The sequence below is a fragment of the Pseudomonas sp. 10(2024) genome, from assembly GCF_045164175.1.
In the GTDB taxonomy this organism is placed as follows: Bacteria; Pseudomonadota; Gammaproteobacteria; order Pseudomonadales; family Pseudomonadaceae; genus Aquipseudomonas; species Aquipseudomonas alloputida.
In genome coordinates this window covers 1,148,884-1,169,406 of the sequence record NZ_CP174006.1, presented here as the reverse complement: position 1 = coordinate 1,169,406, position 20,523 = coordinate 1,148,884, and the positions used below count along the sequence as shown (strand labels likewise).

Here is a 20,523-nt window from a genome sequence, read left to right as displayed (position 1 = left end):
CATGGCGCGCCGCTCAATGCAAAATAAGGGCCTTCGGTCAGGCTTGTGGCAGTTTTACCTGCACCACGGCCACCGGCTGGTCGAGCCAGTCGGCGAAGCTGTCGAGAAAGGCCTGGGTGAACCCGGCCTCGCCCCAGTTGTTGAAGATGAACCCCAGGTTGGAAAAGGCACATGGCTGCAGGTAAATGAAGCCATTGATGTCATCTTCGAAGCCGCACAGTGGGCAGGTGAAATTGTCGCTCACTGCCGGCATCCACTCTTCCAGGCTTTCGAACAACGGCTCACCTACCTCGCGCCGGCACTCCGGGCAACCGGCTTCTTCGAGGAAGCCTTCGGTGGGGGTATAGATGCAGCGTTTGAGCATCACTTCCAGGCCGTTGACCGGTTCGCCGAAGGGCAGTTTTTCCGGGTGCAGGGCCACTTTGCGCGCCCCTGCCGCCAGGGCGTGGCCCATGCGGTTGCCGGTGCGGCCACAGGTGGTCAGTTGCTCCTCGACGACCTTTTCGCGCACCAGCCAGCGCAGGATGGCGCGGGCACGGGCTTCATGCACCGGGACGGTAGACAGCTTTGGAACGATGATGCTCTGGGTGTTCATGAACGGGACAAGCCTGAGAAACGCCGGTAATGACGCAATTCTACCGCTCAGGCGCTCAGGTAGCGACCAATCAACGCCAGCCCACTGGCCAGCACCAGCCAGGTCACCAGCCGTACGAACGCTTCGCGGGACAACCGGTTGGTCAACCGACGCCCTACCCAAAGGCCAATGAACATGACAGGCAGCAGGGAGGCGGCGAGCAGCAGCAGGCTTTGGTCGGCATAGACACCGGCGATCAGGAACAGCGACAGACGCACTATCGTACTGCAGCTGATCAGCGCGCTCTGGGTGGCGCGTACCTGTTCCTTCACCTCCAGCCGTGCGCTCAGGTAAAGGGCATAAAGAAATCCGCCGCTGCCGAACAAAGCCCCGAACAACCCGCCTGCCGTGCCCATCGGCACCGCCCAGAAGCCGGACAGGCTGGCTGGCCTCACTTTCACTGCCAGCCCGTAAACTGCATAGGCAGTCACGAATACCCCCATCAACAGCAGCAACAGGTCGGACTTCAGTTGCAGCAGGAACACCACGCCCAAAGTACAACCCAAGGCCATGAAGGGCAGCAGCCGCAGCAATTCACTGCGGACCACATCCCGGCGCGACGGCAGCAGGTTGCCGAACGCGGCCACGAAATCCAGCAGCACCAGCAACGGGATGATGCGTGACAACGGCATGAAGTGAATCAGCACTGGCCCCGCCACCAGTGCAGTACCGAAGCCGGCGATGCCGAAGACGATGTAGGCCGCGGCAATGGCGAACAGGATCGGCAGCCAGTCAAGGCCGGAAAACGACAGTTGGGCAAGCATGGCAGCAGTTCCTGGGAAGACAGGCAAAGGTTAGCCAGCCATGAGCCATGCCGACTAATATGCCTTTATCCCAAAAGCCATCTCGAAAAGGCATGACATGACGTCAATCCGACAGCTGCGTTACTTCGTGGAGATCGCCGAGTGCGGCAGTTTCAGCAGCGCCGCCGAGCGACTGTACGTCGCCCAGTCGGCCCTTAGCCGGCAGATCAAGGAGCTGGAGCAACAACTGGACACGCCGCTGTTCGAACGCACGGCGCGCCTGCCTCGCCTGACGCTGGCCGGTCAGGCCTTTCTTGAACGGGCGCGACGCTTGCTGGCTGACCTGGAACAGGCCGAGCGGGTTACCCGTGACATTGGCCAAGGGTTGCAAGGCAGCTTGCGCCTGAACCATTCCAGCACCGTGCCGCTGACCGGCGGGCTTCTGGCTCGCCTGGGGAACTACCTGAAGCACAACCCAGGGGTTTCGCTGGAGATTGCGCAGCAGTCATCGGAGGCACAGCTGGAAGACATTGCTGCCGGACGGCTGGATATCGGCCTGTTGCGCTTGCCGGTGCTGCGCCAGCATGAAGGCGTGGTGCTGCATGAGTTGTTCGACGAACCCTTGTTGCTGGCGGTCGCCGCTGGACACCCCTTGGCGGGTACTCAGCACGTGCAACTGGAGCAATTGAAGGAAGAACGCTTCATTTCCATCCCGCACCGGGATCGCGGTGGCTTGAGCTACCTGTCGGCCTCGTTGTGCATGGGGGCAGGGTTCTTCCCGCAGGCGGCGCAGGTACTGTCGCGCAAGACTACGCAGTTGCAGCTGATACAGGCGGGGTTTGGGGTGGCGTTGTTGCCAGAGTGCATGCGCCAGATCGCACCCGCTTCGGTCAGTTTCGTGGCGCTGGAAGGCGATTGCCAGAGCACAGTGGCGCTGGCCTGTCGCCGCGATGCGGGGCAGATAGCCAGGCAGTTCGTAACGGCCCTGCAGGCCTGAACCTTGTTCCTCGCCGGTGCACCCGCTCCAACAGGGCCCGGGACAGACAACCGGGGCCGATGTCATTTATGATGCCAGCCATGATCAAAGACCCTTTCGAACGACTCGGGCTGGACCGCGAGGTCCTTACCGTCAGCCAACTCAACGGCCGCGCCCGCGTGCTGCTGGAAGACGTTTTCCGCAGCGTGTGGGTGGAAGGCGAAATCTCCAACCTCGCCCGCCCGGCGTCCGGCCACATGTACTTCACCCTCAAGGACAGCGGCGCCCAGGTGCGTTGTGCGTTGTTCCGGCAGAACGCCACGCGGGTACGCCAGGCGCTGCGCGACGGCCTGGCGGTGCGGGTGCGTGGCAAGGTTTCGCTGTTCGAGGGGCGTGGCGACTACCAGCTTATTCTCGACACTGTCGAGCCAGCCGGTGATGGCGCGCTGCGCCTGGCTTTCGATGCCCTGAAGGAAAAGCTCGGGGCCGAGGGGCTGTTCAGCGCCGAACGAAAGAAGCCACTGCCGGCTCACCCGCAGCGCATCGGCATCATCACCTCGCCCACTGGCGCGGTGATCCGCGACATCATCAGCGTGTTCGGCCGCCGTGCCCCGCAGGTGGAGCTGAACCTGATCCCTACGGCGGTACAGGGCCGCGAAGCCATCGCGCAGATCGTACGCGCCATCCGCCTGGCCGACAGCCTCGGCTTCGATGCGCTGATTCTGGCGCGGGGTGGGGGTTCGCTGGAAGACCTGTGGTGTTTCAACGAGGAAGCCGTGGCGCGTGCCGTGGCCGCCTGCGTCACGCCGATTGTCAGCGCCGTGGGCCATGAAACCGACGTGTCGATCAGCGACTTCGTGGCTGACGTGCGCGCGCCCACCCCGTCGGCTGCCGCCGAGCTGCTGGCCCCTGACAACAGCGGCCTTCGGCAACGCCTGGATGGCCTGCAACGGCGCCTGCTGCTGCGCATGCAGAACCGCCTGACCCACGACCGCCTGCGCCTGGAGTCACTCACCCGGCGCCTGCGCCACCCAGGCGAGCGTTTGCGCCAGCAGGCTCAACGCCTGGACGACCTGGACATGCGCCTGCGTCGCGCGTTCATGCTCAACCTCAACCAGCGCCGCGAACGCCTGGCACGCCTGGACGCCCGCCTGGCCGCGCAGCATCCGGGGCGTAACCTGAAACTGCTGAACCAGCGCCTGGACAGCCTGGCCGACCGCCTGCCACGGGCCATGCGCGAGGTGCTCAAGGACCGTCGCCAGCGGTTCCAGGCCCAGTTGCAGACACTGCAGGTGGTCAGTCCGCTGGCCACCCTGGCCCGTGGATACAGCATTTTGCTGGATGAGCAAGGCCAGGCCATTCGCAGCGCCGAACAGACCCGCAACGGCCAACGCCTGACCGCCCGCCTGAACGAAGGCGAGCTGCTGGTGCGGGTCGAAGACAACCACCTGACCCCGGTCACCCTCTCACTACTGGACTGACACATGCCCCGCGTGCTCGCGCCCCTGCTTGCCCTTTCCCTGCTGCTGTTGGCCGGCGGCGCCCAGGCCAGCTACATCACCCGCACACTGAACAAACCGGTACCCGGCGGTGTGGCAGTCGTCGACCTGGGCCCCGCCACCAGCGCACCCAGCGCCCGTTTCGACGGCAAACCGGTGCTGGTGGTGAAGGAGCAGGACAACTGGCTGGCCATCGTCGGCATCCCGCTGACCCAGAAGCCCGGCACCGCAGTGCTGAACCAGGGCGGGCGCACCCTGCCTTTCAGCGTAGGCAGCAAGAAGTACCCTGAGCAGCGCATTACCCTGAAGAACACGCGCCAAGTCAACCCGAACCCGGCCGACCTCAAGCGCATCGAGCGCGAGCTGGCCGAGCAGATCAAGGCCTACCGCAGCTTCAGCCCGAACCTGCCGAGCAACCTGGTTCTCGACAAGCCCGTCAACGGCCCGCTGTCGAGCAAGTTCGGCGTGCGCCGCTTCTTCAACGGCGAAGAACGCAACCCGCATGCGGGGCTGGATTTTGCGGTGCCGGCAGGCACGCCGATCAAGACACCCGCCAATGGCAAAGTGATTCTGGTGGGGGATTATTTCTTCAACGGCCGCACGGTGTTCGTCGACCATGGGCAGGGCTTTATCAGCATGTTCTGCCACATGTCGAAAATCGATGTGCAGGTCGGCCAGCAACTGCGTCGTGGCGAGGTGGTCGGGCGCGTGGGCTCGACCGGGCGGGCTACCGGGCCGCACATGCACTGGAACGTCAGCCTGAACGATGCACGGGTGGACCCGGCGATTTTCATTGGCGCGTTCCAGCCCTGAAAATGCGGCGCCTGCTTCGCGGGCACGCCCGCTCCCACAGGTACAGCGAAGCCTTCAGACACAGCACAATACTTGTGGGAGCGGGCATGCCCGCGAAGAGGCCAGCACAGTCGACAGCAGTTCAACTGTGTTGCGCCATCGAAAAATACTGCGCAAACATCAATAAGCGCCCAGCAGATCCAAGCCATAAAATCTCGCCTAATGGCTTTTTTTAAGCATTCCTCTCAATTTTTCCCGAACGCTTGCCATCCCCCACCCCACTGGTTAAGTTTGAAGGCATGAAAACCTTCAGCACCCTCATCCTGCTCCGACAACATCGCAGCCTCTGCCTGGTCAGCGCCCGACTACCAGGCTGAATCGCGTCGCCTCGCCTCTTCATATCGTTATCGCTCGGCAGGCCCGATCTCGGCCGCACACAAAAGGATTGCTTCCATGACCATGCTCAAAGACCCTTCGAAGAAATACCGCGCTTTCCCGACCATCGACCTGCCTGACCGTACCTGGCCGTCGAAGACCATCACCCAGGCACCTATCTGGTGCAGCTCCGACCTGCGTGATGGCAACCAGTCGCTGATCGAGCCGATGGACTCGGAGAAGAAACTGCGCTTCTGGAAGACCTTGGTGCAGGTTGGCGTGAAGGAGATCGAAGCCTCGTTCCCGTCTGCCTCGCAAACCGATTTCGACTTCGTGCGCACCCTGATCGAGGACGGCCACATCCCGGATGACACCACCATCCAGGTGCTCACCCAGGCACGTGAAGACCTGATTGCCCGTACCTTCGAATCGCTGCGCGGTGCGAAGAAGGCCATCGTCCACCTGTACAACGCCACCAGCCCGTCGTTCCGCCGCATCGTCTTCAATCAGGACAAGCAAGGCGTGAAGGACATCGCGGTGAACGCGGCCAAGCTGTTCGTCAAGTACGCCGCCCAGCAGCCGGAAACCCAGTGGACCTTCCAGTACTCGCCAGAAACCTTCAGCGCCACTGAAATGGAGTTCGCCAAGGAGGTCTGCGACGCGGTCATCGAGGTGTGGAACCCTACCCCTGAACACAAGATCATCCTCAACCTGCCGGCCACCGTGGAAGTGTCCACGCCAAATATCTACGCCGACCAGATCGAGTGGTTCTGCCGCAACGTCAGCCGCCGCGACAGCGTGATCATCAGCCTGCACTGCCACAACGACCGCGGCACCGGCATCGCTGCCACCGAACTGGGCCTCATGGCCGGCGCCGACCGTGCCGAAGGCTGCCTGTTCGGCAACGGCGAGCGTACCGGTAACGTCGACCTGGTGACCTTGGCACTGAACCTCTACACCCAGGGCATCGACCCGTTGCTGGACTTCTCCGACATCGACGGCGTGCGCAAGGTGGTCGAAGAATGCAACCAGTTGCCGGTACACCCTCGTCACCCGTATGTGGGCGACCTGGTCCATACCGCGTTCTCCGGCTCGCACCAGGACGCCATCCGCAAGGGCTTCGCCAAGCAGCAGGATGGGGAACTGTGGGAGGTGCCTTACCTGCCGATCGACCCGGCCGACATCGGCCGCAGCTACGAAGCGGTAATCCGCGTCAACAGCCAGTCGGGCAAAGGCGGTATCACCTACCTGCTCGAGCAGGAATATGGCATCAGCCTGCCGCGTCGCATGCAGATCGAATTCAGCCAGGTGGTGCAGGGTGAGACTGACCGCCTGGGCCTGGAAATGACCGCCCAGCAGATCTACAGCCTGCTGCACAAGGAATACCTCCAGGCCAACGCGCCATACGCACTGGTCAGCCATCGCCTGCAGGAAGAAAACGGCCACAGCGCCGTGGAAGTGGAAGTTGCCGGTGAAGGCGAAACCACCCTGCACTGGCGCGGCAAGGGCAACGGCGCCCTGGAAGCACTGGTGGCCGGCCTGCCGATTGCCGTGGAGATCATGGACTACAACGAGCATGCGATTGGCGCTGGCACCAACGCCAAGGCAGCTGCCTACATCGAACTGCGCGTGGCCGGTGGCCGCCCGGTACATGGCGTGGGTATCGATGAGAACATCACCACGGCCAGCTTCAAGGCGCTGTTCAGTGCGCTGAACCGCTCGCTGAGCCAGCAGGAAGCCAAGGCGGCCTGAAGCCTGGAATGAGGGATGAGAAAGCCCGCATCGTTTGATGCGGGCTTTTTGTTGGCCTGGACTGGCCCTTTCGCGGGTAAACCCGCTCCTACGACGGGCTGCGCCCAATCACCAATGTGTGTCCACCACCGATCAGGTGTAGGAGCGGGTTTACCCGCGAATACGCAGGCCACGGCAACGGTGAACGGCCAGGGATATTGGCCAGCGGGCCCGGCCCATTCGCGGGTAAACCCGCTCCTACGACGGCCTGTGTCCAACACCCGGTGTGTGTCCACCGCAGATCGGTGCGTAGGAGCGGGTTTACCCGCGAAAGGGCCAGCACAACCACGGCAAATACCCCAGGCAAAAAAAGGTTCTTCACGGATTGCCGGGAAAGTCATTCTTGATCTTCATGAAAAAGAATTCGCTGTCCCGGTAACCGTAAGCCATCCGCTTGATCACCTTGATCCGGTTGTTGATGCCTTCCAGCTGGCCCGTATGCATCGGCCATCGCACCCTGCTCAAGATGCCGCGCCAGTATCCCTTCAGGCGTTTAGCAAACTGCTTCAGTGCCGGTATCGCGCTTTCATCAGCCAGACGCAGCCACTGCTTCCAGGCTGATCGCCAACCCCAGGCGGTGGTGGGCGACCACAGCGCTTTTAACTCTGCTTTCATCAGATAAACCGTCATCAGCGATTGGTTAGCCGACAGCAGATCCCTCAGGTGCACCTGTTGATCTTTTCGCTTGAGATTTTCCGGATTACGCAGCAGTAGCCAGCGTGCTTGCTTGATCACCCTGCGCGCGGGTTTGTCATGGCGCAGACGGTTGGCTTCGTCGACCCGTACCCGGTCAATCACCTCGCGCCCATACTTGGCGACTACATGAAACAGGTCGTAGACCACGCGTGCCTGAGGGCAGTGTTGGCGTACCTCCAGGTCAAATGCGGTGTTCATGTCCATCGCCACTGCTTCGATCCGCGCACAGCCTTCTGGCCCCAACTCCTCAAAGAAGGGCCTGACAGCCGCTCTGCTACGTCCTTCGCCAATCCACAGAACCCGGCGGGTATCGGCGTCCAGCACCACGCTGGCGTAGCGATGGCCTTTGAACAGGGCGAACTCGTCCATCACCAGGCGCCTGGGCTGGGCCTTTGGTAGCTTCTCTAGAGCGGCTTGTAGAGCTCGTCGCTCCAGCAAGCGCACACTGTCCCAATGCAAGTCAAACAGCTCAGCGACGTGCAGGGTAGGCAGCCGCTGGCAAGCCTGGATCACGGCCTCGGCCAAGCGCTGGGTCATACGCGAATAGCGATCAAGCCAGCTGACTGACTCCATCCGCTTGCCGCATGCGCGACACCCAACGCGCCGCAGTTCCACATTCAACCGTACCGCATGGCCAAGAATGGGGAGATCACGGATCGAACGCTGGCAGTATTCGTGGATGGCGGTGCTGGGCTGATGGCAGCCGCTGCAGGTGGGGAACCTAGTGGGCTGCGGAATCAGGTCGATCAGCAGATCGTCGCCGTCAGGCCTGATGGCAATGACAGAAAAGCCCTCCCAAAAGGGCAGAAACGTATTAATATCGTGCACAAGAACGCCGGTTTGTTGATGTGTTTGCTCGCACGAACATCATCCATCAAACCGGCGTTCTTGTTTCTGTCTTTCCCGGGATTCCGTGAAGAACCCAAAAAAAGGGGCGCCGACCAAGCGCCCCACAAGCCGTAAAGCACACAACTGTTTTCAGTTGGCGTCCAGCAGCGCCATCGCCTCGGCACTGCACGCTTCGATCCGCGCCCAGTCACCGTTCTTGATCCAGCTGCTGTCGAGCATCCAGGTTCCACCCACGCACATCACATTCGGCAGTGCCATGTAGTTGCGCACGTTGGCCGGGTTCACACCGCCGGTGGGACAAAAACGAATATCGCCGAACGGGCCACCAAAGGCCTTGATCGCCGCTACGCCGCCGCTGATTTCCGCCGGGAACAACTTGAACCGGCGGTAGCCCAGGGCATAGCCCATCATGATTTCGGACGGCGTGCTGATGCCCGGCAACAGCGGGATTTCACTGTCCACGCCAGCCTCGAGAATGTCCTGGGTAATGCCAGGGGTAACGACGAACTGCGCGCCCGCAGCTTCAACCGCCGCGAACATGCTGCGGTCGAGCACGGTACCGGCGCCGACACACAGCTCCGGGCGCTGCTCACGCAGCACCTGAATGGCCTTGAGGCCATGCTGCGAGCGCAGGGTCACTTCCAGGGTACGGATACCGCCAGCGGCCAGGGCGTCAGCCAGCGGCAGAATGTCTTCCTCACGAGCAATGGTGATTACCGGCAGGATGCGCGCCTTTTTGCAAATGGCGTCGATCCGCGCGGCTTTATCAGCCATCGAGAGCTTGGGCTGTGGGCGTTCAAGGGTGGTCATGACTGTGGATCCTTGGCTCATGGGCACCAGTAGATGTCCAGGGGGTCGTGAAGAAAAGCGCGAATCGGCATTTCAGTAAGGTCGTTGCCCGCCAGCGCGGCGCGCAGGGTAGCGAGTTTGCCCTGGCCTTGCACAGACAGCGCGATGAAGGCCGCGCTGGCCAGCAGCGAACGGGTCATCGACAGGCGCTGGTGCGGCACGCTCGGCGCCAGCATCGGCAGGCAGCGGCGTGGGCCGGCCGGGTCCAGGCCTGCTTCCAGGTTGGGACTGGCGGGGAACAGCGAGGCGGTATGGCCATCGTCGCCCATGCCCAGCACCAGCACGTCGATCGGCGGTAGCTCGGCCAAGGCCTGGTCAGCTTTGAGCGCAGCTGCATCGAGGTTCTCCGCCTGCTGGTACAGGCCAACGAAACGGGCCTTGGCCGCCTCGCCCTTCAGCAGGTGGCGGGCCAGCAGGCCGGTATTGCTGTCGGCGTGCTCCACCGGCACCCAGCGCTCATCAGCCAGGCTGACAGTGACCTTGGCCCAGTCCAGGTGCTCGCTGGCCAGTTTCTCCAGGAACGGCACCGGGCTGCGGCCGCCAGACAACACCACACAGGCCTGCCCCTTGGCGGCAATCGCGGCGCGCAGGCGCTCAGCCACATCATGAGCCAAGGACACGGACAGTGCCTTGGCATCCGCCAGTTCATGAGCCTTCACGGCCGCTGGCAGTTTCAATTCAGATATCCCCATACCACGCCCTCCCATCGCGTGTGATCAGTGCAATCGAGCTCATCGGCCCCCAGGAGCCCGCCGCGTATGGCTTGGGCGCATCGCCCGCATTACGCCAGCCGGCGATCAACTGGTCGCACCACTTCCAGGCATACTCGATTTCGTCCTTGCGCACGAACAGGTTCTGGTTGCCGCGCATCACTTCGAGCAACAGCCGCTCGTAGGCATCCGGAATTCGTGCACTGCGCCAGGCATCAGAAAAATTCAGCTGCAATGGGCCACTGCGCAGTTGCATGCCCTTGTCCAGGCCCTGCTCCTTGGTCATCACCCGTAAAGAAATGCCTTCGTCCGGTTGCAGGCGGATGATCAGCTTGTTACCGATCTGCAAACGCTGTTCCGGGGCGAAGATGTAGTGCGGCGTTTCCTTGAAGTGAATGACGATCTGCGACAGTTTTTGCGGCATGCGCTTGCCGGTTCGCAGGTAGAACGGCACGCCCGACCAGCGCCAGTTACGGATGTCGGCGCGCAGGGCGACGAAGGTTTCGGTGTCGCTCTGGGCGTTGGCGTTATCTTCTTCAAGGTAACCCGGCACCGGTTTGCCTTCGCTGTAGCCGGCAATGTACTGGCCACGCACCACGCTGGTGCTCAGGCCGTCGCCAGTGATCGGTGCCAGGGCTTTGAGCACTTTCACCTTCTCGTCGCGGATGGCATCGGCGGACAGTTCGCTGGGCGGGTCCATGGCGATCAGGCACAGCAACTGCAGCAGGTGATTCTGGATCATGTCGCGCAGTTGGCCGGCCTTGTCGAAATAACCCCAACGGCCCTCGATACCGACCTTTTCCGCGACGGTAATCTCCACATGGGAGATGGAATTCTGGTTCCACTGGGTTTCGAACAGGCTATTGGCGAAGCGCAGGGCAATCAGGTTCTGCACCGTCTCTTTGCCCAGGTAATGGTCAATGCGGTAAACCCGGCTTTCAGGGAAGAACCGCGCCACGGCATCGTTGACCCGGCGCGACGACTCCAGGTCGTGGCCAATAGGTTTCTCGAGCACTACCCGGGTGCGCGCAGCCAGCCCGACCTTGTCGAGGTTTTCGCAGATGGCCCCATACACCGCCGCCGCCGTGGCGAAGTAGGCGATCAGCGGCAGCTCGCCCGGCAGTTGCTCGGCCAAGGCCTGATAGCCCTCAGGCTGAAGGAAGTCCAGGTGCTGGTAATTCAGGCGGGCAAGGAAGCGCCCCAGCGCAGCAGGCTCGATATCTGCCTCGGGCACGTGCCGGCGCAGGTGGGCTTCGATGCTGTCCAGGTGCTCCTGCGCACTGCCGACCTCACGGGCGAGGGCCAGCAGGCGGGTGTCCGGGTGCAACAGGTTGGCCCGGTCGAGCTGGTAGAGCGCAGGAAACAGCTTGCGCAATGCCAGGTCGCCGAGGGCGCCAAACAGGGCAAAGGTGCAAGGTTCGACACTGATTGCGGCCATGATGTTGGTTCTTTCCTAAAGTTGGTCTAGGAATACCGCTTTCACACACGGTTTTCAAGGGATAATGTAGTAAAAACCACAACATTACACACAAGTGTTACAGACAAGTGGTACGCCAACCGCACCGACAGTACGATAGACGACCGTGCAAAAAGCCTGCTGCTCACACAGCCGGCTGTCTTCCCGACCCAAGGACACACCCATGGACCGCGTGCGAAACCTCCTGGAACAGATCCAGGGCCGCCTCGACGAGCTGAACAAGGCCGAACGCAAAGTCGCCGAAGTCATCCTGCTCAACCCGCAACAAGCCACCCGTTTCAGCATCGCTGCGCTGGCCCAGGCGGCCAAGGTCAGCGAACCGACCGTCAACCGCTTCTGCCGCTCGTTCGGCGTCAGCGGCTACCCCGAGCTCAAGCTGCAACTGGCGCAGAGCCTGGCCAGTGGTGCCGCCTATGTCAGCCGCGCGGTAGAGGCCGACGATGACCCGGCCGCCTACACCCAGAAGATCTTCGCCAGCGCCATCGCCTCGCTTGACAGCGCCTGCCAGCAACTGGACCCGCAGCAGGTCAGCCGCGCCGTGGACATGATGATCCAGGCCCGGCAGATCCACTTCTTCGGCCTCGGCGCCTCAGCCCCGGTGGCCCTGGATGCGCAGCACAAGTTCTTCCGCTTCAACCTGGCCGTGTCGGCCCACGCCGATGTGCTGATGCAGCGCATGCTGGCCTCGGTCGCCCACACCGGCGATCTGTTCGTGATCATTTCCTACACCGGGCGCACCCGCGAACTGGTCGAAGTGGCGCGCCTGGCACGTGAAAACGGCGCTTCGGTGCTGGGCCTGACCGCCGCAGGCTCGCCACTGGCCAATGCTTGCAGCCTGAGCCTGCACATTCCGCTGCCGGAAGATACCGACATCTACATGCCAATGACCTCGCGGATCATCCAGCTGACTGTGCTCGATGTACTGGCCACCGGCATGACCCTGCGCCGCGGCGTGGACTTCCAGCCCCACCTGCGCAAGATCAAGGAAAGCCTCAACGCCAGCCGCTACCCGATCGAGGACGACGAACTCAACTGAGCCGGTGCGCCTGCAAACGCAGGTGCGCACGCTGCCCAGGTGCCAGGCTCAGGCCTTCGCCACTGCCGCTGGTCGCCTCGACGCAGACAAAACGCTGCGACTCGCGGCCAGTCACCCCCATCAGCGGGCGATTGCCAGGGTGCCAGACCACGGTGTCGTCGCTGTCACCGGTGTCGATGCACAGCTCGCGCTGCCAGGCTGGGTCCTGCAATTGCACCCGTGGCGTACCGGGGTAGACCTTCTGGCAGCCGCCCTTGAGCTTCAGCGCGCCATCCTCACGGCAAGCCTGGCGGTTGAGGCGGTCGTAGCCCTCGATGTCTTCCAGACCAGACAGCGCTATCTCGGACACGTCACTGATGCGCCAGTACGCCAGCAGCGCATGGCTCAACTGGCAGGGTTCGCTGTCCTGATGTTCGGTGCTCAAGCTCAGCTCCATGCGGCTACCCAACCGGGCATGCAGGTCGACCTGCCAGTCGCACAGGTCCAGCCGCCATTTCAGGGTCACGCCCTCCTCGTCCTCACGGCTGTCCACCAGCTTCCAGTCCAGCAACCGCGCCCAACCGTGGGCCGGCCACAGGTCTTCGCTGGGATGACGGCCATACCAGGGCCAGCACACCGGCACACCACCGCGGATCGCCCCCACCTGCGGCCACTGTTCGGCGCACCACAGCCACGGCCGCTCACCCGCTGGCTGAAAGTGCAGCAACTGCGCGCCCTGGCGGCTGAACACCGCCTGGCAACGGGGGTGATCGATGATCAGGACATCGCGCTGCTGATAACGCTCCCACTCGAATGTCGGCCGGGGCCGCTGCGAGGAGAAGAAGCGATGGAGCGGATGTTCGGGCATGGTTCAGAGCTCTTGTTGTTTGAGATAGCGCTGTCTCGGCCTATCCCCAACACCCACTGCAGACCAGTGGGTGCCGGGAACCGAAAATGGATTGGCGTAAATTTACAACAAGTTGACTCAGAATGACGACTGAATCTTCAAGCCAGCGACCAGCGCGTTATCCACCTCGTCCACCCCGCCAGGGCTCTTGATGTACTGCAGGTTGGGCCTCACGGTCAGCCAGTTGGTAACGTGGAAGCCGTAGTAGAGCTCTGCGTTGTATTCGGTACGCTGCAGCGGTACGAAACCAGGGTTGTCGTAATCGTTGATGCCGCTCTGTGCGTTGAGCAGTTCGGCGCGCTTCTTCACGTCGTCATTCACATGAATTCGCGCCACGCCGAAGCCGATGTCATCCTTGGGCCGGGCGTCGAAAGCGCCTTTGTAGACCAACCCCACCTGTTGGTAGTTGTCGACCACGTTGGTGGCCTTGTCGTGCACGGTGAAGTTGGCGAAAAGGCTGAGGCCCCGGTTGACGTCGCCGCCATGGGCAGTGACCTGCTGCTGCGCCACCACCCACCATCCGTGCTTGCTGGAGTGCGACTTGAAGGCTTCACCTGTCAGCGCCTGCGGGTTGCCGTTGACGTCGTCGTACACATCGTCAGCCTTGGCCGTGCTGTAGTAGTAACCCAGGCGGTACTCGCCCGGCAGGCCATTGACCTTGGGCGACCACACCGCTTCCACCGGCAAGATCGCACCCTTGGTACCACTGCCGCTGAGCTTGAAGCCGTTGCCGGTTTCCAGGTTGGAAGGGTTCTGCTCGAAGGCCCCGACCTGTACGAAGAACTCCGGCGTGATGTTGTACTTCACCCGCAGCGCCCACTGGCTGACCGGCCAGTTGTACCAGATGCCGCCCACCCAGTTGCCCACCTGCGAGCCGCAGAAGGCCAGGTTCTGGAAGTCGCAAGGGAAGCTGTTGAAGTCCTCGCCCTCGCCAAAACGGCCAAATTTCACGTCCAGCGCGCCGTCGAAGTACTTCTGCTTGATCCACATCTGGGTCAGGCGCCAGGTCTGGCCACGGCCCCACACCTCCTGCACCGAGCTGAACTGCCCGGCGCGCGGGTCGCTGATGCGGTCGTTGGACAGGTTGCGACCGCTTCGCTCGGTGATCGCCAGCTTGAACTCGGCATCATGCCAACCCAGTATCTTCTGCAAGTCCAGATGCGCGCCGAGGGCGAACTGGTCGCTGTAGCGTGCCGTCTTGTCGTCGTTGTAGCCGCCATGCAGGTTGCCAGCCACCTCACCCACATAATCGAGGGTGAAGTCATAGCCCTTGTCCAGCAGCTCGGTCCGGGTGCCGCCCCAGTCGCCGGTCATCCATTTGGATTCGCTGGAAAAAGCCTCGGCAGCCTGTGTACCGCTGCTGCCTACAAGTGCAAGCAAGGCCAGCGATCCCAGTGTCTTGATGCGTTTGCGCTGTTCCATCCCTTTGCGTCCTCTTTTTCTTATTGATGGTGTAGACGAGTCAACGGCCTTTGAAGTGAGCCACGTTATCCTTTGCGGTTGCGCCAGTACTGGCCAGGTGCAGGCGCTCGCCATTGGCGGCGTCGAACAGCAGCACCCGGGCCGGGTCGAATTGCAGGTTGAGGGTGTCGCCCACCCGGCACGCCACATCTGGCGCCAGGCGGCAGCACACCTTGGTCTGGTTGAGCGTGACGAACACCAGCAGGTCCGGCCCGGTGGGCTCTGTCACCTGCACCTCGGCGCGGATAGCCGGCAAACCATTGCCGTCAGCAGTGCCCAGGGCGATCTGCTCAGGGCGGATGCCGAGGATGATCTCGCGCCCCTCAAGCGCGTCAGCAGCCTCCCCCAAGGGCAGTTCGCAGCGCGCCTGGCCGCTGTCGAGCAGCGCCAGCAAGCGGCCATCCTGCCTGGCCAGACGCACCGGAATGAAGTTCATTGGCGGCGAACCGATGAAGCTGGCCACGAACTGGTTGGCCGGGTCGTTGTAGATCTGCTGCGGGGTGCCGAACTGCTGGATGATGCCGTCCTTCATCACCGCCACCTTGTCGCCCAGGGTCATGGCCTCGATCTGGTCATGGGTGACGTACACCGTGGTGGTCTTCAGGCGCTGGTGCATCAACTTCATTTCGGTGCGCATTTCGACCCGCAGCTTGGCATCGAGGTTGGACAGGGGTTCATCGAACAGGTAGATCTTGGGTCGCCGCGCCAGTGCCCGGCCCATGGCCACGCGCTGCTGCTGGCCGCCGGACAGCTGCGCCGGCTTGCGCGCCAGCAAGTGTTCGATCTGCAGCAACTTGGCCACCCGCGCCACTTCCTCGTCGATGGCGGCCTGGGGCAGCTTGCGGATCTTCAGGCCGAACTCGATGTTCTCGCGCACGCTCATGGTGGGGTACAGCGCATAGGACTGGAACACCATGGCGATATCGCGATCCTTGGGGCTCATGCCACTGACGTCCTGCTCGTCGATGAGGATGGCGCCGCCGGTGATCTGCTCCAGGCCGGCGATACAGTTCATCAGGGTCGACTTGCCGCAGCCCGACGGACCCACCAGGATCAGGAACTCGCCGTCCTTGATCGACAGCTGGATGTCCTTGAGGGTATCCGGCAGGCCGCTGCCGTAGGTCTTGTTCACATTGCGAAGTTCGAGCGTTGCCATGGCTTACCCCTTGACCGCGCCGGCCGTCAGCCCGCGCACGAAATATTTGCCTGCCACCACGTAGACCAGCAGGGTTGGCAGGCCAGCGATCATCGCTGCCGCCATGTCGACGTTGTATTCCTTGGCCCCGGTGCTGGTATTGACCAGATTGTTCAGGGCGACGGTAATCGGTTGCGAATCGCCGCTGGAGAACACCACGCCGAACAGGAAATCGTTCCAGATCTGGGTGAACTGCCAGATCAGGCAGACCATGATGATCGGCGTGGACATCGGCAGGATGATGCGGCGGAAGATGGTGAAGAACCCGGCACCGTCCAACCGCGCGGCCTTGACCAGCGCGTCGGGGATGCTCACGTAGAAGTTGCGGAAGAACAGCGTGGTGAAGGCCAGGCCGTAGACCACATGCACCAGCACCAGGCCACCAGTGGTACTGGCCAGACCAAGCTTGCCGAGGGTGAACGAGGCCGGCAGCAGCACGGTCTGGAACGGCAGGAAACAGCCGAACAGCAGCAGGCCGAAGAACAGTTGCGAACCTCGGAAGCGCCACATCGACAGCACATAGCCGTTCAGTGCACCAATCGCGGTGGAGATCAGCACCGCGGGCACGGTGATCATGATCGAGTTCCAGAAGTAACCGCTGACCGCTCCCCAGGCCTTGACCCAGCCTATGCCGGTAATCACTGCAGGCCAGCTCAGCAGGTTGCCGGTGGTGATGTCTTCGGGGGTCTTGAAGCTGGTCAGCAGCATCACCACCAGCGGCACCAGATACAGCAGCACGGCGATCAGCAACACGGCATGGATGGCCATGCGGCTGAGGCTGAGCACTGGCTTGTCGACAGGACTATGCATGGCGTTTGCTCCGCAGCTCCGAGTACAGGTAAGGCACGAGGATCGCCAGGATCGCCCCGAGCATCAGGATGGCGCTGGCCGAGCCCATGCCCATCTGGCCGCGGCTGAAGGTGAACGAGTACATGAACATTGCCGGCAAGTCGGAGGAGTAACCCGGGCCGCCGGCCGTCATTGCCGCCACCAGGTCGAAGCTCTTGATGGCAATGTGCGAGAGGATCATCAGTGCACTGAAGAACACCGGGCGCAGGCTGGGCAGCACCACGGTCCAGTAGATGCGCGGCAGGCTGGCGCCATCCATCTGCGCAGCGCGGATGATCGACGGGTCGACGCCACGCAAGCCGGCAAGGAACATGGCCATGATGAAGCCCGAAGCCTGCCACACGGCCGCGATCACCAGGCAATACACCACCCGGTCGGGATCGATCAGCCAGTCCAGGCGAAAGCCCTCCCAGCCCCAGTCACGCAACAACTTGTCCAGGCCCATGCCCGGGTTGAGCAGCCACTTCCAGGCGGTACCGGTGACGATCATCGACAACGCCATGGGGTACAGGTAAATGGTGCGGATGAAGCCCTCGCGACGGATGCGCTGGTCCAGCAGCACCGCCAGCAACACACCGATGGCCAGGCTGATGGCGATGAACAGGCCGCCGAACAGAAGCAGGTTCTTGCTCGCCACCCACCAGCGGTCGTTGTCGAACAGACGGGCGTATTGCGCAAGGCCCGCCCACTTGTAGGTGGGCAGAAAGGTCGAGGTGGTGAAGGACAGCACGAAGGTCCAGAGGATGTAGCCGTAGAAGCCCACTAGGACGATGAACATGCTGGGTGCCAGCACCAGCTTGGGCAGCCAGCGCTGAAGCGCGTCCAGGGGTGAGGCCCGCAATTGGGCGGTGGTCGTGGTCATGTATTGGATCCCGAGGTAGTGGCAGTGCTATGCACCGCTTCGCGGGCAAGCCCGCTCCCACAGGTCCGGCGTCATGACCAGGAACAGTGGTGAGCAGGGCCCATCTGGGAGCGGGCGTGCCCGCGAACAGCCGTTACTGGGCAGCCTTGATAGCCGCCGCCAGCTTCTTCGCCGCATCGGCCGGGTCGGCCTTGGGGTCGTTGATGTAGTTGGTCACCACATCGAAGAACGCGCCCTGCACGGCCAGCGTGGTGGCCATGTTGTGCGCCATGCTCGGTTGCAGGCCGCCCGTTTTGGCGTCGGCCAGGAAGTCCTTGGCGGAGGTTTGAGCACAGGCATCGAAACCATACTTGCCCATGTCGGCAAGCATGTCGTTGCGTACCGGGATCGAACCCTTGTTGATGCTGAAGACTTTCTGGAAGTCCTCACCCAGCACCTTGCGGGCGATGTCCTGCTGACCGGCAGAGGTGCCAGCGTTGTTCTGCTTGAACACCACCAACGAGTCGATGTTGTACAGGAAGGACTTGTCAGTACCGGGGAACGGCACGCACTGGTAATCCTTGCCAGCAGTTTTCTTCGCCAGGGTCCATTCGCTCTTGGCCCAGTCGCCCATGATCTGCATGCCGGCCTTGCCGTTGATGACCTTGGCGGCTTCCAGGTTCCAGTCCTGGCCCTTGCCGTCCGGGTCCATGTAGGTGGCGACCTTCTTCAGCTCGGTCAGCGCCTTGACCATCTGCGGCCCGGTCAGCGTTGCGCTGTCGAGGTCGACCAAGGCCTTCTTGTAGCCATCGACGCCCATCACCGACAGCACCACGCTTTCGAACACGGTGCTGTCCTGCCAGGGTTGCCCACCATGGGCGAGCGGGATGAAACCGGCAGCCTTGAGCTTGTCGGCGGCGGCGTAGAATTCGTCGAGGGTGGTGGGCGCCTTGTCGATGCCGGCTTTTTTGAACACCTCGGGGTTGATCCACAGCCAGTTGATGCGGTGGATATTCACCGGTACGGCAACGTAGTCACCGTCGTACTTCACGGTGTCGGCCACTTTCTTGTCCAGCAGCGAGTCCCACTTTTCTTCCTTGGCCACATCCTTGAGCACATCGGCGTCGAGCAGGCCGGTGGCCGCCCAGTCCTGGATGTCCGGGCCTTTGATCTGCGCGACGCCCGGCGGGTTGCCGGCCACTGCGCGGCTTTTGAGCACGGTCATGGCCGTTGCACCACCGCCGCCGGCGACGGCGCCGTCCTTCCAGATGAAGCCGTCTTTTTCGACCTGGGCCTTGAGCACATCGACCGCCGCTTTTTCACCACCGGAGGTCCACCAGTGCACCACTTCGACGCTGCCTTTGGCGTCAGCAGCCTGGGCACCCAAGGGGATTAACGAGGCAAAGGAAATTGCGGCAGCGAGACGGAGCGTGGAATTCATCGGAGCACCTTTCTTGTTGTTATGCCGTGCAAGTCGATCGCTTGCGTAGCATGAAGTCTAAACAGCGTGCCCGCCTCGTCAGGTAACGAAGCGATGCGTGAATGTCATCATTTGGTTACATTGCCGGCCAGGTTGCTGGCCAGGCTGGGTGCCAGGGGCAAACCTGGCAGCAGCAGCGCCTGGTAGGCGTGATAGAGGTCGGGCTTGCCCGGCCAGAGGGACCCGGCCGGCTGGTTGTGCGCACCGAGTTCGTGGTGCCAGCTGCCGCCAATGGGGTCGATGAAATGGTTGGCGATAAAGCCCCAGCAGCAGCGGTACCACTGTTCGTAATGCGCCTCGCCGGTGCGTTGCAACAGGGCTGCCGCAGCCGCGCAAGCCTCAGCGTGCACCCAGTGCAATCGTGCATGCACCACCGGGCGATCAGCCCAGTCCAGCGTATAGACGAAACCCGGTTCGCCATCGACGTTCCAGGCCTGTTGGCAGGCTGTGTCGAACAATGCGCGGGCACTGTCCGCCAGCCATTGCGGGGCGTACAGGCCGGCCCGTTCAAGGCTAGCTTCCAGGTGCAACAGCAACCGCGCCCACTCCAGGGCATGCCCGGGTGTAGTGCCATAAGGCCGGAAGGGGTCGGCGGGGTGTTCGAGGTTGTAATCCGGCAGCGGCTGCCAATGGGCATCGAAATGTTCGATCACCCGATAGCCGTTGGCGGCGGCATGGGTATGGATGATGCGTTCGGCGATACGCAAGGCACGTTGCAGCCACAGGCCGTTGCCGGTGACGTCTGCCAACGCCAGGAAGGCCTCGGTCGCGTGCATGTTGCTGTTGGCGCCCCGGTACTGCTCGGGAAGCTGCCAGGCGCGGGAGAAGGTTTCCCGCAGGGCACCTTCTTCTTCGCTCCAGAAATGCGCTTCGATCACCTGGATTGCGTCTGCCAATAGCGTATTGGCGTCGACAGCGCCGGCCACCACCGCCGAGCTGGCGGCCAGCGCGACGAAGGCATGCAGGTACGCCGCCTTGCCGCTATCGTCGTGGCCGCCAGGATGGGCGAACCAACCGCCGTGGGTGGCATCCTGCATGGCACCGCGCAGCGCTGCCACACCGTGCTCGGCATAGGCCAGGCTACCGGGGATGCCCTGCAGGTGGGCCAAGGCAAAGCAATGGGTCATGCGGGCGGTGTTGATGGTTTCAGCACGGGCACCGGGGGCGAGTTGCCCATTGGCATCCAGGTTACCGAAACCGTCGGGTAGTTTCGCGGCCTTGGCAAAGGCCAGCAGGCGCTGTGCTTCAGCCAGGCGCCAGGCGGTGTGGGCCGGGGCATTGAGCCAGCTGTTAACGGACAGGTTGAGGGGGGTCATGGGCCAGCTTGATCCTTGCCAGTCGTTTGCGAATTCTAGCCAGCGGGGTCATGGCGGATGTCACGAAG

Annotated in this window: 19 protein-coding genes; 6 read left to right on the top strand and 13 right to left on the bottom strand. The window is 62.6% G+C overall.

The genetic code is table 11. From position 1 onward, the window contains the following. Nucleotides 1–37: 37 nt before the first annotated feature. Both ACI7M0_RS05270 and ACI7M0_RS05265 read right to left on the bottom strand, forming a co-directional pair. The gene (locus ACI7M0_RS05270) at nucleotides 38–595 is read right to left on the bottom strand and encodes a hypothetical protein (protein WP_003255027.1); all 558 of its coding nucleotides are present in this window, start codon (nucleotides 593–595) and stop codon (nucleotides 38–40) included. A gap of 47 nt (nucleotides 596–642) precedes the next feature. Beyond that, nucleotides 643–1,398, bottom strand: a complete 756-nt coding sequence (locus ACI7M0_RS05265; RefSeq protein ID WP_020193645.1) for a sulfite exporter TauE/SafE family protein — start codon at nucleotides 1,396–1,398, stop codon at nucleotides 643–645. A 97-nt stretch (nucleotides 1,399–1,495) separates the two neighbouring features. Here ACI7M0_RS05265 and ACI7M0_RS05260 point away from each other — a divergent pair, with 97 nt between their 5' ends. The 4 genes from ACI7M0_RS05260 to leuA all read left to right on the top strand — a co-directional run bounded on the left by ACI7M0_RS05260 (nucleotide 1,496) and on the right by leuA (nucleotide 6,771). Next, nucleotides 1,496–2,374: a LysR family transcriptional regulator gene (locus ACI7M0_RS05260; RefSeq protein ID WP_104960876.1), complete on the top strand. Its 879-nt coding sequence runs from the start codon at nucleotides 1,496–1,498 to the stop codon at nucleotides 2,372–2,374. Between the two features lie 80 nt (nucleotides 2,375–2,454). Next, complete coding sequence (gene xseA / locus ACI7M0_RS05255) at nucleotides 2,455–3,834, top strand: exodeoxyribonuclease VII large subunit (RefSeq protein ID WP_129933839.1); 1,380 nt, start codon at nucleotides 2,455–2,457, stop codon at nucleotides 3,832–3,834. Between the two features lie 3 nt (nucleotides 3,835–3,837). Next, entirely contained in the window at nucleotides 3,838–4,665 is an 828-nt protein-coding gene (locus ACI7M0_RS05250) for a M23 family metallopeptidase (RefSeq protein WP_129933841.1), read from the top strand. A 432-nt stretch (nucleotides 4,666–5,097) separates the two neighbouring features. Further along, the gene (gene leuA / locus ACI7M0_RS05245; RefSeq protein ID WP_010952204.1) at nucleotides 5,098–6,771 is read left to right on the top strand and encodes a 2-isopropylmalate synthase; all 1,674 of its coding nucleotides are present in this window, start codon (nucleotides 5,098–5,100) and stop codon (nucleotides 6,769–6,771) included. 357 nt (nucleotides 6,772–7,128) lie between these two features. Here leuA and ACI7M0_RS05240 read toward each other — a convergent pair whose 3' ends face one another. Beyond that, nucleotides 7,129–8,286, bottom strand: coding sequence for an ISL3 family transposase (locus ACI7M0_RS05240; RefSeq protein ID WP_405314605.1), 1,158 nt, complete (start codon nucleotides 8,284–8,286; stop codon nucleotides 7,129–7,131). Between ACI7M0_RS05240 and ACI7M0_RS05235 the strand changes: the two genes are divergently transcribed. After that, a complete protein-coding gene (locus ACI7M0_RS05235) occupies nucleotides 8,182–8,469 on the top strand; it encodes a hypothetical protein (RefSeq protein WP_405314553.1) in 288 nt (95 codons plus the stop codon). The two genes, ACI7M0_RS05240 and ACI7M0_RS05235, sit on opposite strands and share 105 nt — an antisense overlap. Before the next feature lie 15 nt (nucleotides 8,470–8,484). On the opposite strand, the gene ACI7M0_RS05230 is transcribed toward ACI7M0_RS05235, so the two are convergent. Genes ACI7M0_RS05230 through zwf form a run of 3 tightly spaced genes read right to left on the bottom strand, consistent with a single transcriptional unit; the run spans nucleotide 8,485 to nucleotide 11,352 of the window. Then, on the bottom strand, nucleotides 8,485–9,165 hold the full coding sequence (locus ACI7M0_RS05230; protein WP_003255037.1) for a bifunctional 4-hydroxy-2-oxoglutarate aldolase/2-dehydro-3-deoxy-phosphogluconate aldolase: 681 nt from the start codon (nucleotides 9,163–9,165) through the stop codon (nucleotides 8,485–8,487). 17 nt (nucleotides 9,166–9,182) lie between these two features. Then, complete coding sequence (gene pgl, locus ACI7M0_RS05225; RefSeq protein ID WP_104960873.1) at nucleotides 9,183–9,896, bottom strand: 6-phosphogluconolactonase; 714 nt, start codon at nucleotides 9,894–9,896, stop codon at nucleotides 9,183–9,185. Continuing rightward, the gene (gene zwf, locus ACI7M0_RS05220) at nucleotides 9,883–11,352 is read right to left on the bottom strand and encodes a glucose-6-phosphate dehydrogenase (RefSeq protein WP_010952201.1); all 1,470 of its coding nucleotides are present in this window, start codon (nucleotides 11,350–11,352) and stop codon (nucleotides 9,883–9,885) included. The genes pgl and zwf overlap by 14 nt, the downstream gene beginning before the upstream one ends. 211 nt (nucleotides 11,353–11,563) lie before the next feature. Here zwf and hexR point away from each other — a divergent pair, with 211 nt between their 5' ends. Further along, nucleotides 11,564–12,427, top strand: coding sequence for a DNA-binding transcriptional regulator HexR (hexR, locus tag ACI7M0_RS05215; protein ID WP_169774905.1), 864 nt, complete (start codon nucleotides 11,564–11,566; stop codon nucleotides 12,425–12,427). Here hexR and ACI7M0_RS05210 read toward each other — a convergent pair. The 7 genes from ACI7M0_RS05210 to ACI7M0_RS05180 all read right to left on the bottom strand — a co-directional run bounded on the left by ACI7M0_RS05210 (nucleotide 12,420) and on the right by ACI7M0_RS05180 (nucleotide 20,455). Continuing rightward, entirely contained in the window at nucleotides 12,420–13,274 is an 855-nt protein-coding gene (locus tag ACI7M0_RS05210) for a D-hexose-6-phosphate mutarotase (RefSeq protein WP_003255044.1), read from the bottom strand. The two genes, hexR and ACI7M0_RS05210, sit on opposite strands and share 8 nt — an antisense overlap. Nucleotides 13,275–13,391: 117 nt before the next feature. Continuing rightward, nucleotides 13,392–14,735 (bottom strand): carbohydrate porin, encoded by a 1,344-nt coding sequence (locus tag ACI7M0_RS05205; RefSeq protein ID WP_010952199.1) that lies wholly within the window; start codon nucleotides 14,733–14,735, stop codon nucleotides 13,392–13,394. Between the two features lie 40 nt (nucleotides 14,736–14,775). Next, a complete protein-coding gene (locus ACI7M0_RS05200; protein WP_129933932.1) occupies nucleotides 14,776–15,930 on the bottom strand; it encodes an ABC transporter ATP-binding protein in 1,155 nt (384 codons plus the stop codon). Between the two features lie 3 nt (nucleotides 15,931–15,933). Then, nucleotides 15,934–16,779, bottom strand: a complete 846-nt coding sequence (locus ACI7M0_RS05195; RefSeq protein WP_010952198.1) for a carbohydrate ABC transporter permease — start codon at nucleotides 16,777–16,779, stop codon at nucleotides 15,934–15,936. Further along, nucleotides 16,772–17,680, bottom strand: a complete 909-nt coding sequence (locus tag ACI7M0_RS05190; protein WP_003255050.1) for a carbohydrate ABC transporter permease — start codon at nucleotides 17,678–17,680, stop codon at nucleotides 16,772–16,774. The genes ACI7M0_RS05195 and ACI7M0_RS05190 overlap by 8 nt, the downstream gene beginning before the upstream one ends. 133 nt (nucleotides 17,681–17,813) lie before the next feature. Continuing rightward, a complete protein-coding gene (locus ACI7M0_RS05185; RefSeq protein WP_064493191.1) occupies nucleotides 17,814–19,100 on the bottom strand; it encodes an ABC transporter substrate-binding protein in 1,287 nt (428 codons plus the stop codon). A gap of 107 nt (nucleotides 19,101–19,207) precedes the next feature. Further along, complete coding sequence (locus ACI7M0_RS05180) at nucleotides 19,208–20,455, bottom strand: AGE family epimerase/isomerase (RefSeq protein ID WP_129933931.1); 1,248 nt, start codon at nucleotides 20,453–20,455, stop codon at nucleotides 19,208–19,210. Between the last annotated feature and the right edge of the window lie 68 nt (nucleotides 20,456–20,523).